This window comes from Pseudomonas sp. UBA4194, assembly GCF_002379585.1.
Classification (GTDB): Bacteria; Pseudomonadota; Gammaproteobacteria; order Pseudomonadales; family Pseudomonadaceae; genus Aquipseudomonas.
Window position 1 is genome coordinate 1 of record NZ_DFUE01000024.1, and the last position, 12,044, is coordinate 12,044.

9 protein-coding genes are annotated in these 12,044 nt (G+C 64.1%); 3 read left to right on the forward strand and 6 right to left on the reverse strand.

Translation table 11 applies throughout. From position 1 onward, the window contains the following. Window positions 1-100 (forward strand): hypothetical protein (locus B3397_RS06870; RefSeq protein WP_296248499.1); only part of this gene is annotated, 100 nt, incomplete at its 5' end. A 56-nt stretch (window positions 101-156) separates the two neighbouring features. Here the strand turns inward: B3397_RS06870 and efeO (B3397_RS06875) are convergent. The 6 genes from efeO (B3397_RS06875) to B3397_RS06900 form a co-directional block, all read right to left on the reverse strand. Next, window positions 157-984 (reverse strand): iron uptake system protein EfeO, encoded by an 828-nt coding sequence (gene efeO, locus B3397_RS06875; protein WP_296248476.1) that lies wholly within the window; start codon window positions 982-984, stop codon window positions 157-159. A gap of 27 nt (window positions 985-1,011) precedes the next feature. Next, window positions 1,012-2,325, reverse strand: a complete 1,314-nt coding sequence (gene efeB / locus B3397_RS06880) for an iron uptake transporter deferrochelatase/peroxidase subunit (RefSeq protein WP_296248501.1) — start codon at window positions 2,323-2,325, stop codon at window positions 1,012-1,014. A gap of 116 nt (window positions 2,326-2,441) precedes the next feature. Beyond that, entirely contained in the window at window positions 2,442-3,635 is a 1,194-nt protein-coding gene (gene efeO, locus B3397_RS06885; RefSeq protein ID WP_296248477.1) for an iron uptake system protein EfeO, read from the reverse strand. A gap of 7 nt (window positions 3,636-3,642) precedes the next feature. Next, window positions 3,643-4,494 carry an iron uptake transporter permease EfeU gene (gene efeU, locus B3397_RS06890; RefSeq protein ID WP_296248478.1) on the reverse strand — a complete coding sequence of 284 codons (852 nt, stop codon included), beginning with the start codon at window positions 4,492-4,494 and terminating at the stop codon, window positions 3,643-3,645. A gap of 216 nt (window positions 4,495-4,710) precedes the next feature. Further along, window positions 4,711-5,028, reverse strand: coding sequence for an SCP2 sterol-binding domain-containing protein (locus B3397_RS06895; protein WP_296248480.1), 318 nt, complete (start codon window positions 5,026-5,028; stop codon window positions 4,711-4,713). A 57-nt stretch (window positions 5,029-5,085) separates the two neighbouring features. After that, a complete protein-coding gene (locus B3397_RS06900) occupies window positions 5,086-5,784 on the reverse strand; it encodes a histidine phosphatase family protein (protein WP_296248482.1) in 699 nt (232 codons plus the stop codon). 238 nt (window positions 5,785-6,022) lie between these two features. Here B3397_RS06900 and sohB point away from each other — a divergent pair, with 238 nt between their 5' ends. Continuing rightward, window positions 6,023-7,048 carry a protease SohB gene (gene sohB / locus B3397_RS06905; protein ID WP_296248483.1) on the forward strand — a complete coding sequence of 342 codons (1,026 nt, stop codon included), beginning with the start codon at window positions 6,023-6,025 and terminating at the stop codon, window positions 7,046-7,048. A gap of 80 nt (window positions 7,049-7,128) precedes the next feature. Beyond that, window positions 7,129-12,036, forward strand: a complete 4,908-nt coding sequence (locus B3397_RS06910; protein ID WP_296248485.1) for an NEL-type E3 ubiquitin ligase domain-containing protein — start codon at window positions 7,129-7,131, stop codon at window positions 12,034-12,036. Window positions 12,037-12,044 lie beyond the last annotated feature (8 nt).

Below are 12,044 nucleotides of genomic sequence, written 5' to 3' on the forward strand. Positions count from 1 at the left end.
GGATTATCAGTTGGATAACGTGGACGTGGGGCGGTCGGCGCGGCTGGATATGCAGAAGGCGCTGGAGTTGGCGGTGGAGAGCCGGGATCGGCGGCGGTGATTGGGGGGGCTTGATGGGGTGAGGGGACCATTCACCGCAGATCCCCAGCCGCTCCCTCAATTCAACCCAAGCTTGCCACGCAACGTCGACAAATCCTCAGCCAGGGTATTCACCGGCCCGATCAGTGCCTTGCGGTCGTTTTCCTTGACCTTGTCGTAGGTCTCGAAACCGCCGTCCTTGGTTTTGTACTTGGCCAGGATCTTGTCCACGGTGGCGAAGTTCTTGTCCACTTTGGCAGCAAATGCCTTGTCCTGGCTCTCGATCTGCGGCCGGAACAGGTCGACGATCTTCTTCGCGCCGTCGATGTTGCCCTGGAAGTCGTACAGGTCGGTGTGACTGTAGCGGTCTTCCTCGCCGGACACCTTGGTGGCGGCGACTTCTTCCAGCAGCGCTGCGGCGCCGCCCACGACTTTCTCCGGCGGGAAGGTCAGTTCGGCGATGCGCGCCTGCAAGTCCTTCACGTCCTTGAGCAGGCCGTCGGCCAGTGCGTCCAGGCCCTTGGTGGTGTTTTCCGAGTACAGGCTGTATTCCAGGCGGTGGAAGCCGGTGAAGTCTTCGGCTTTCACGCCTGCTTCGTGGTCGTCGACACGGGAATCGATGGAGGCATCCAGGTCGCTGAACAACTCTGCAATCGGCTCGATGGCCTCATAGTGCACGCGGGTTGGCGCATACAGTTTCTTCGCAGTAGCGAGATCGCCTTTCTTGATCGCGTCGGTGAACTTGGCCGTTTCCACGGCCAGTTGGTCGACCTTCTCGGTCACGTAGATCTTGTAGTCCGAAACCGGCCCCACCAGGTCCAGCGGCGACTGGGTTGCGGCGAAAGCGGACAGCGGTGCATTGAGCAGGCCTAGGGTCAGCAGCAGAGCGAGTGGCGTCTTTTTCATGGATGGGTCCCCGGATGGATCAAGTGGTCAGGCTTGGGTGGTGTTGGTTTTCGTCGCGTCCAACAGCGAGCGACCGATGTAGTCCTGCGCGCCGGTCACCCCCGGCAAGGTAAAGAAATAGCCGCCGCCGACCGGCTTGAGGTACTCCTCCAGCGGCTCGCCGTTGAGGCGGGTCTGCACGGCAATGAAGCCCTGTTCCAGATCGGCCTGGTAACAGATGAACAGCAGGCCCATATCCAGCTGGCCGTTCTTGTTTACCCCGTTGGAGTAGTTGAACGGCCGGCGCAGGATCAGGTTGCGCTGCGACTGGGGCGTGCGCGGGTTGGCCAGGCGGATGTGAGCATCGAGCCTGGTGACCTTGCCCTCGGGGTCCTTGGCGTAGTCCGGCACATCGCTTTCTCGCTGACCATCCATGGGCGCACCGGTGGTCTTGACTCGGCCGAAGATGCTCTCCTGTTCCTGCAGCGGGGTGCGGTCCCAGCGTTCGACGAAATTGCGGATGATGCGCACGGCCTGATAGCTGCCTTGGGCAGCCCAGGCCGGTTCGTCGCTGTCGGGCTGGACCCATACCAGCGCGTTCATCAATGAATTGTCGTTGGAGTCGGGGTTGGCAGAGCCGTCGCGAAAGCCCAGGAAGTTACGCGCGCTCTGTTCGGGCTCGCCGGGCTTGGTGGGTGCCTGGGGCGGTACCGAACCTTCCTGCTTCCAGCGCACGAACAGCAAGTCGGGCAGGTTCTTGACGATGTCCCGCAGCGCATGGATGTTGCTGTCCGGCGTGTTGGCGCAGAACTGCAGGGTCAAGTCGCCGTGGCATTGATCGGCTTCCAGCGCATCGTTGGGAAAACCCACCATGCGCGACAGCCGCTTGGGTTTGGCGGCGGTGAGGCCGAAGCGGTCATCGAACAGCGACTCACCCACCGACACGGTGATGGTCAGGTTGTCCGGGGTGACCACCGGCCCGAGAATGCCGGAATCCACCGGGGGCAGCTTCGGGTCGACCTGAGCCACCGGGCCGCCGGTCATCAGAAAGCGGATGCGTTCGTCCAGGGTGCGGAACAGGCGCTCGAGGTCTTCGCGGTCGCTGGCCAGCACGTCGAACGCGACCATCATGCCGGCGGCCGGGCGCGGGGTGACGATGCCCGTCTGGTGCAGGCCCTGATAGTCATGGCGGTCCTGGGTCTTTTCGCTCTTCGGTGCTTCAGTCACCTTGGCGGCAGGCGCAGCCATCACCGGGCAGCTCAAGCCACCGCCGGCCAATGCGGCGCCCGCGGCGCCAAGGCCCAGCAGCACGCGGCGGCGTTGGGTGTCGATGGCGGTGTCAGGATTATCCGTGGTGCTCATACTCATCAAAATCTCAAAGCTGTAGCAGCGGCGTAAGCCGCGTCCGGCCGTTTTCCAGATCTGTAGCCGGGCGCTCGAAAAAGGGCGCTGTGCCCAGGACGCGGCTTACGCCGCTGCTACAGGGTGGATAGGCCCAGGGCTGGGGTGATGGCGTCCAGTGCCTCGGCCAGGGTTCTGGCTTTGTCGGCGATCAGCTTGCGCTGGTCGGCCGTCACGGTGTCATAGCCTGGATAGGCATCGCCGGCGCGCAGGCTGCCAAGCTGGTCATCCAACGCTGCCAGCGCGGCATCGATCCTGGGCAACAGATCGGCGGCCGACTTGGCCAGCAACGGCCGCAGCAGATCCACGACCTTGCGCGTGCCTTGCACGTTGGCGGCGAAGCCGTTCAGGTCGGTGTGGCTGTAGCGTTCTTCTTCACCGTTGGTACGAATGTCGGCCAGGCTGTGCAGGTTGCGCGAAACGATGCTCACCCACTGTTCCGGCGGTAGCGGCTGGCCCAGCAATTGTTGCTTGAGCTCGGTGATATCGCTGGCCAGCTTCTGGGCCACCGGCGCCAGCCCGTCCAGGCTGTTCTGCGCAAACAGGCCATATTCCAGGCGATGGAAGCCGCCAAAGGCCGGGTCCTGCTCGCGCTTCTCGTAATAATCGGCGCGCGCATTGATCGCGTTGTCCAGTTCGGCGAAGCGCTGAGCCGCGGCGGCAATCCGCTGGTAGGCGGCGCGGGCTGGCACATACAGATCGCGTGCCTGCGCCAGGTCACCGGCGCTGATCGCCTGGTTCAAGGCTTCCACCGCGCGAATCAGGGCGCTGCTCTGGGTGGCCAGGTACACCCGGTACTCGGACAGAGGACCGACGAACGCCACCATGGAAGGGCGCGCCTTGGCGGCCGCGTCGGATTCAGCGGTAGGTGTGACCTTGAGGGTGCCGCGCGGGTTGCTGAGCAGGCCGCAGGTAATCTGATAGTCGCCCGGTTGCAGGTTGGCATTGATGACCTGGCTCAAGCCCGGCGCGATATTCTCTCGCTCTTCGACCACCAGCACACCGTCGAGGATTTCCCATTCCACCGCTCGCTCGGAGCGGTTGACGATGCGGAAGCTGTTGCGACCGGCGGCAACGGTAAGCGCATTGGGCTCGCAGTTGTGCGGGTGGATGTTGACCACGATCTCGTTCTGGCTGCTGGCCTGGCGCTTGCTCGACGCCACCTGGGACGCGTAGTAGAACAGGCCCCCGGCGGCGATCATCACCACCACGGAGCCTGAGACCGCCAGGCGCATGAGGCGCGGGGGCGCGCCGTTTACTGGGTTGGACATGGTTGCCTTACTGATGGGTGGCAGAAGAATGTGAGCGTGCGGCGCCTTGGGCCGGCTGGCCGTGAGGCAGGAAGAACAGCACCAGCGTGACCGCGAGGTAGAGCAGGTAGGCGCCCAGCGTACTCACCGTTGGCGCGTCCTGGTAACCGAACATGCCGGCCAGCACCGAGCCGGCAGGGCCGTCCATCGGCAAGGTGGCGCTGATGTCGAACACCACGGTTTGCAGGCTGTTCCAGACCCCGGCTTCGTGCAGGGCCATGACCGAGTTGGCCAGAATGCCGGCGGCCACCACCAGGATGAACAGGCCGGTCCAGCGGAAGAACAGCGCAAGGTTCAAGCGCATGCTGCCGCTGTAGATGGCAAAGCCGACCGCTACGGCCAGCAGCAAGCCGAGCAATGCGCCGATTGGCGCGCCGGGGCCTTCGCTCTGTTGAAACACGGCGAGCAGGAAAAACACGGTTTCCAGCCCTTCACGGGCCACGGCGAAGAACACCATGGCGATCAGGGCCGTCACCTGGTGCCTGGAACCGGTCAGGGCATGCTCCAGGGATTCCTGCAGGGAATGTTTGATGGAACGGGCCACCTTGCGCATCCAGAACACCATGGAACTGAGAATGGCCACAGCGATGAAGCCAATGATGGCTTCGAACAGCTCCTGCTGTTTCTGTGGAAATTCGGCGCTCATCAGCTCCAGCGCGCCACCGACCAGCAAGGCTACGGCGGCGGCGAGGAACACGCCGATCCACACCGCGGGCATCCATTGGCCACGACCGGTCTGCTTCAGGTAACTGGCGATAATGCCAACGATGAGCGCGGCTTCAATCCCTTCGCGCAACATGATCAAGAATGGAACCAGCACTTCGCACCGTCGGATGAGTAGAGAGGATGGTAATTTGTAACATAATGATACTCATTATTAAACGGCGGCGGGGGGTTTGCGGCTGAACGGAGGCTGAATAATTCTTCAGGATGGGAGGGGAGGTTCGAGCAGGCAGCAGGCGGGGAGGGCAGGCGGGGAAGGGTGGGATGAAGGGCCCTCACGGCAGCAACCGGGGCCCTTCACCGCATGACGGGATCAGACGGGAAACAGCTCGCTCAGCTTCATCGCCAGCATCATGTCGCCTTCGGCGCGCAGCTTGCCGCCCATGAAGGCCTGCATGCCATCGGTCTCGCCGCTGACGATACCCTTGAGGGTCTCGCTGTCCATCACCAGGGTGACGTTGGCATCGGGGTTCTCGCCTTCCTGCAGGTCGCAGGTGCCATCCTTGACGATCAAGGCGTACTGCTTGTTTTCGTCGGTGATGTTGAAGCCGAATACCAGGTCCAGGCCAGCGGCGGCGCTGGGGTTGAACTTGGCTTTCATGGCTTGTACGGCGTCAGCTACGGAGGTCATGGTGTCGTCCTTTTTTTGGGTTGTGCGGTGTCGAGTAGCACGGCGTTGCCCTGCGACTCAACGGTAAGTGATCAGTTCCGGTGCCTTGTGCAGTTGCAGATGGGTGTGGCCATTGAAAGAAGCCAGCGCCACATTGCCCGCGTGAAACTTGAGTTGGCTGATGGAGGTGTTGACGATTTCCCAGCTCATTGCCAAGGCCCGGTTGGCAGGCAGGCCCAGGGTGCAGTGGAGCAGTGCGGCAATGGTGCCGCCCGAAGTGAATACAGCGATCTGCTCGCCGGCGCGGGCGCGCTCGACGATCCGTTGCAACCCACCTTGGGCGCGGGCCAGAAACACTTCCCAGCTCTCCAGTTCGTCGTGCAGATGCTCACCGCCCTGCCAACGATCGGTCAGCAGCACGAACAGGCGCTGGAATTCGGCATGGTTGCGGGCAATGTCGGCCATGGTGGCGGCCGCGTCCGGTTCGTCGGCCAGCACGGCAGGCAGCAATACACGCACCATGCCCTCGGCGTCGAACTCATTGAAGGCTGGGTCGATTTCCAGCTCGGGCGCGCTGGGCAATTGTTTCATGGCCCATTCGGCGGTGTCGCGCTGACGGCGCAGGCTGCCGGAGATGCAGCGGTCCAGCCGCAGGCCAAGGTCGGCCAGATGGCTGCCCAACACTTGAGCCTGGCGCTCGCCCAGGGGCGACAGCACGTCGTAATCGGCGGCGCCGAATGAAGCCTGACCATGTCGAATCAGATAGATGCTGCCCACGTGCGCATCGTCCCGTGACGGTGAAGGTCCTGCGAGGTTAGGGCTGGCCACAGGCGCTGTCAACGATAAATCATACGTTCGTTTGAATGGCCTGTTCGCAACCCTGCAGCGCAGTCATGGCGAACCGTTCACCGCATTTGCAGTGGTCCTTCTGGTCGCCGACAGTGGCCCCCGGTATGCTGGGCGCACTCGAAAACCCCGTGCCGTGCGCGGGGCGTCATGTCTGTAAGGAGTCACTGTGGAGTTTCTCGCCGATTACGCCGGTTTCCTGGCCCGCACCGTCACCCTCGTGGTGGCTATCCTGGTGGTGCTGGCCGCCATCGCCTCGTTGCGCGCCAAGGGCCGGCGCAAATCTTCCGGCCAGTTGCAGGTCAGCAAGCTGAACGATTTCTACAAGGGCCTGCGCGAGCGTCTGGAAGCCGGGCTGTTCGACAAGGACAAGCTCAAGGCCCTGCGCAAGGAGCAGGCCAAGGGCGAAAAGAAGGACAAGAAGAAAAAGCCCGACAGCAAGCACCGGGTTTTCGTGCTCGACTTCGACGGTGACATCAAGGCCTCGGCCACCGAGAGCCTGCGCCATGAAATCACCGCCGTGCTGAGCCTGGCCACCCCCAACGACGAAGTGGTGTTGCGCCTGGAAAGCGGCGGCGGCATGGTCCACAGCTATGGCCTGGCATCGTCGCAGCTGGCGCGTATCCGTCAGGCGGGCGTGCCGTTGACCGTGTGCATCGACAAGGTCGCAGCCAGCGGCGGCTACATGATGGCCTGCATCGGCGAGAAGATCATCAGCGCGCCGTTTGCCATTCTCGGCTCCATTGGCGTGGTGGCGCAGTTGCCCAACGTCAACAAGCTGCTGAAGAAACACGACATCGACTTTGAGGTGCTCACCGCTGGCGAATACAAACGCACCCTGACCGTATTCGGCGAGAACACCGAAAAGGGCCGGGAAAAGTTTCAGGAAGACCTGGACGTCACCCACAAGCTGTTCAAGAGCTTCGTGGCCCACTACCGCCCGCAACTGTCCATCGATGACGTAGCCACCGGCGAAGTGTGGCTGGGGGTGGCGGCACTGGACAAACAGCTGGTCGACGAACTCAAGACCAGCGACGAATACCTGGCCGAGCGCGCCAAACAGGCCGAAGTTTTCCATCTGCACTACGCCAAGGCCAAGAGCCTGCAGGAGCGTGTCGGCCTGGCCGCGAGCCTGTCCCTGGACCACCTGGCCACGCGTGCCTGGGGCAAGCTGACCCAGCAGCGCTTCTGGTAACCGCCCGCCAGCCATAACTACCGCAGCACGGCTGCGGGCCTCTGGTTTCCTTTGTCATTCACCTGTCAAAGGAAACCCCCATGAATACCTATTCCCCCATCGCGCCCGGGCGCAACGATGCCTTCGTCAAGGACCGTGCCCAGCCGTGGATGCGCGCCCTGGATGGCGCCCAGCTCGCCGCCGTGAAAACCAGCCTGTTGGCCGAGCAGTACAGCGCCTCGGGCGAGGCGGCCTGGTTCACCGCCGCCAGCGCTGCGCAACGTCAGGCACTGACCCAGAGCCAGCAACGGCGGCGGCAGTGTCGTCAGGTGCTGAGCCAGTCCCTCAAAGCCTATAAAGGCGTCCTCGAGTTCACCGAACCGCTGTTGCGCGAGGCCCTGCGCATGCGCTTCGGCAGCGCCTACGACGTGCACACTCACCAGTTGGTGCGGGTGCAGACCGAGACAGCACTGGGCGGCCTGCTGGAGCACTACACCCCCGCACCCCAAAGCCTGATGCTGGCAGCCCTGCATAACTTCGTCGTCGAAGAGCCGTTCCATGCCTTCGCCGCCCTGGCACCGGCCGGCAGCTTGCAACACTCGGCGCCCATCAAGCTGGACCCCTTCCTCAGCGGCGTATCCTGGCAATACACCGGCACACTGGCGATCGAACCCTCGGCGTTCGCCACCTTCTGTCGTCAGCTGGACCTGGGCGAGCGCTATCAGGAGCACCTGAGCGGTATCTTCGACCACCCCGACACACGCGACGCTCTGGCGGCGCAAATGATCGCCGCGCGCAAGGCCGAACTCGACACCCTGAGCCACGTTGCGAGACTGCAGAAACACATCGACGACGACGGCTTCACTGTGCTCACCGAGCTGATCGCCGGCCGTCCGGCCACCTGGGCCGGACAGGCCGTGCAATGCAGTCGCCTCAGCCTGCTGCGTTCGGCCCTGCACGATATCGTGCTGATCGGCCCGGCCCCGGGCAACGGTCAAACCGACACACCTTGCCTGGCGTGGATTCCCGGTGACCCCAAAACCCCGCTCAAGCAGTACCCCTCCAGCGGTGCCTTTGCCCGCGAGCTGGGCAGCCGCCTGGCGCTGCCGGGCTACCGAGATTTTTTCCTGGGTTTCATCGCCCAGCAGGAACGGATCGACTTCAAGCGACGCCTGCAAGCGCGCCTGTGGCGCAAGGAAGAGAACGACGAGGGTCGCGCCATCGCCGTGGTCAATACTCAGCCCGTGCTGGACATCGAGCCCGTTGCCGTGCGCGGTGAGTTGTTTGCCCATCTGCATCAGCGCCACATCGCCTGGCTCAAGGCCCAGGGCGCGGCCGTCGCCATCCCCACGGCCACGGTCGATGCCCAGCAGGCGCTGCTGCGTTGGGAAGGCTACCTGCAAACCGGTGTGTCGCTGTTGAGCTATGCCGGCATGTGCATCCCGGCACTGGGCGTGGTGATGCTGCCGATCATCGCCGAACAGCTGCTCAGCGAGGTGTATCACGGGGTCGAAGCCTGGGGCGATGACCGCACCGATGAGGCCTTCAGCCATTTCGCCAGCGTGCTGGGCAATCTCGGTTTGATGGTGGTCACCGGCGGGCTGGCCGAGGATTTTGCCAGCACCTACAAGAACCCCACGGTCGACCGTATGCAGCCCGTCACCCTGGCCAGTGGCGAGCAACGGCTATGGTATCCAGAGCTGGATGCCTACCGCAGCGACGTGAAGCTGCCCACCGAGGTGCAACCCGATGCCCAGGGCGTCTACCGCCATGCGGAAAAGGATTGGATAAAACTCGATGGCGCAGTGCATGAGGTCAGCGCAGCGGACCCCAAGGGCACCCGACGGATCTTGCACCCCAGCGACTCGAATGCTTATCAGCCGCCGGTCGAACACAACGGGGCAGGGGCCTGGACCGCCCGCTTCGAGCAGCCCTTGCACTGGGATGACGCGACCTTGCTGCGTCGACTCGGCCCGCTCAGCGAAGGCCTTGATGAGGGGCAACTGCGGCAGGCGCTGAGCCTGACCGGCGTCGATGCAGCGCAGGTGCGGCGTTGCCTGGTCGAGCAGACGCCGCCACCGGCGCTGCTGCGCGATACCCTGCAACGCTTCCAGGCCGAACGCCAGTCCCGCCTGCTGATCGCCCGACTGCGCGCCGGGCAGCCGTTGGGCGGGCGCACGGGCTACCCGCTGGGCCTGCTGACGCGCCACCCCCGCTGGCCAAAGTCACTCATGCTCAAGGTCTATGAAGGTCCGGAAGCCTGGGGGGCTGCCGCCGAATACGGCAACGGCAGCCGGGTGCTGACCCTGCAACGCAGTGACATCACAAGTGGCCAGTTGGCTGAACGCCTGCTCGAACAGCTCGACACCTCGGCCCTGAGCGAGCTGTTCGGCGACAGCCTGCCGGTCGATCACAGCGCTCGGCTGCACGCGATCGACGGGCTGCTGGCAGACTTGGCCGAGGCCCAGCGCCAGGCCATGCTGGAGCTTTACTATCCCGTGCCTGAGTCGGTTGCCAGTGTGCCGCTCGCCCCAGTGCTGCGCGATTTTCCCGGGCTGCCCACGGCGGTCGCCGACGAGATTCTTGGCCAAGCCACCAGTGCCGAACGCCTGACCTTGGAAAAGCAACACAAGGTGCCCCTGCGCCTGGCGCAGATGGCCCGTGGTTATCAGCGCGAGGTCCGCTTGAACCGGGCCATCGAGGGCATCCACCTGAGCGGCCTGACCAGTGCCGACAGCGATACTCTCGGCTTTGGTCTGCTGGACACACTGGCAACCTGGCCCAGCGACATGCGCCTGGAACTGCGCGATCAGCGCCTGACCGGCACCCTGGTGCAACAGGCGGGGGCCGACGCCGCCACCACGCAGGCCAGGCTGGTGCGCCACAACGGCCTGTACCAGGCCTACGACGCCCAAGGGCATCAGCTCAACGCCCCCGGCGACCTCTACAGCGCCGTGCTCAAGGCACTGCCCGATGCCCAACGCCGCCAGTTGGGCCTGCAGATTCATGACGCCGAAAGTTTGCGCACCTCCCTGGCGGCGCGGGCCAGCGACGACCGCACGGCAGCCGGTGCAGTGCTGGGTGCGACAGCCACTCCCACCGGCTGGCGCCGCCTCACTCGGGTCGATCAACAGTTGGGCTACCCCATGAGTGGCGAAGGCCGCCTGCCCAGCGCTCGCGATGCATTGGCCCGCCAGGCCAGCGCGTTGTATCCGTCCCTGGACAGCAGCGCGGTGGACGCCCTGCTGGAGGAGATGAGCTTTCTGTACTCTGACAGCGAGATTGCCCAGGAGCTGGAACGCCTGGCCCACGACTGGCAGCACACCCGCAGCATGCTGGATGCCTGGGTGGCGCAACCGCTGACCGATTCCGCTGCGGGCAGTGCCGCGGCGCGGCGGGCGACCCGCGCGCAGGTTGCACAGCGCATCAAGGCCTGCTGGCTGCGCGAGACACCCCGAGTGATGACCGCCGCAGGTCAGCTGTTGGGTTTTGAACTTGACCTCTCTGAGTTGACCCTCGGCGAGTTGCCAGCGCTGACCGCACGTTTCGACCATGTGTCTTCCCTGAACCTGCGCCGGACCGGGCTGACGGACGATGGCAATGCTTTCATCAGTCTGTTTCCCCATGTGCGCTGGCTGGAACTGGCCAACAATCGCCTGACCCGTTTGCCGGAGGCGATCACGCCGATGCGCAACCTGAGCAAATTGTTGTTGGCCCACAACCAGATCGTGCTGAGCGCCGAAGCCGCCGAAGCGCTCAGTGGCCTGACCCGGCTCAAGGATATCCACCTGAGCAATAACCCTTTGGGCCGCACCTTCGACGTCAGTGCCATGACCGATCTGCGTGGCCTGCGTTTGAGCCACACCGGCATCGATAGCTGGCCACCGGGGGTGATGAAACTGGAGGCTCTGGAAGTGCTCGGCTTGCGCGGTAATCGCATCAGCGAGATTCCAGACGAGGTGCTCGATCCGGCACCCGAGGACAGCGCCCGCGTCATGCGCATCAACCGGGTGACCTACCTGCACGACAATCCCCTGAGCGAGGCCAGCCTGACCCGCCTGCGCCAGTACCACGAAAACAACGGCAGCGGCCTGGGCATCGGTTACCCCGGTCGGGTGCATCGTCGCCCCAACATCGTCAGCCCCCAGGACGAATTGATCCCGCGCTGGCTGCAAAAGCTTCCTGCCGCCGAGCGCGAGATCAAGACCCAGGCCTGGAAGGCTCTGCAAGCCGAACCGAACTCCCAGGAGCTGTTCAGGGTGTTCAGCGAACTCACCGAGACCGCCGATTTTCAACGCGCCTACCCGCTGCTCCAGGCGCGGGTATGGAAGGTGATCGAGGCGGCCAGCGAGGACCAGGCGGTGCGCGACGCCGTGTTCACCTACGCCAGCCATGAGCGTACCTGCAGCGACGGCGTGACTCTGGTGTTCAGCAACCTGGAGGTGCGCGCCATGGTCCAGCAGGCACTCGGCACCCCAGGCTCCGCCACGCAAATGCTCAAGCTGTGCAAGGGGCTGTTTCGCCTGGAGGAAGTCGAAAAGGTGGCCCAGGCCGATATTCAGGCGCGCCTGAAGGCGGGGCGCAGTGTCGATGATGTGGAGGTGCAGTTGGGCTACCGGATTGTCCTGCGCAAGGCGCTGGAGCTGCCGGGTCAGCCGGAAAGGATGATCTTCACCGGCATGACCGAGCTGGATGCCGCCACGCTGGGCAAGGCCCAGGCCAGCATCCTGGCCATGGAGGATGGCCCGGCCATGCGCGAGGCGCTCTACCGCAGTGACGCGTGGGTCGGCTACCTGCGCCAGCAGCATGTCGCGCGCTTCGAGGCGGTGACCGAGCCTTATCTCAAGCGCTTCAACGCCCTGGAAGACGACGTGAGCGAAATAGGCCACGCGCGCTACATGTCCCAACTGCAAACCCTGCAGCAACGTCTGGACAGCGAGCAGCGGCGGCTGATCAAGGAACTCACCGATCAGGCCCTGGCCGATCAGGTGGAGGACACCGAACTTTGATCGTGGGC

Bases quoted from the DNA above. Each gene is read 5' to 3' on its own strand.
- efeO (WP_296248476.1), bottom strand. From the start codon at position 984: ATGAAAAAGACGCCACTCGCTCTGCTGCTGACCCTAGGCCTGCTCAAT.
- efeB (WP_296248501.1), bottom strand. From the start codon at position 2,325: ATGAGCACCACGGATAATCCTGACACCGCCATCGACACCCAACGCCGC.
- efeO (WP_296248477.1), bottom strand. From the start codon at position 3,635: ATGTCCAACCCAGTAAACGGCGCGCCCCCGCGCCTCATGCGCCTGGCG.
- B3397_RS06895 (WP_296248480.1), bottom strand. From the start codon at position 5,028: ATGACCTCCGTAGCTGACGCCGTACAAGCCATGAAAGCCAAGTTCAAC.
- B3397_RS06910 (WP_296248485.1), top strand. From the start codon at position 7,129: ATGAATACCTATTCCCCCATCGCGCCCGGGCGCAACGATGCCTTCGTC.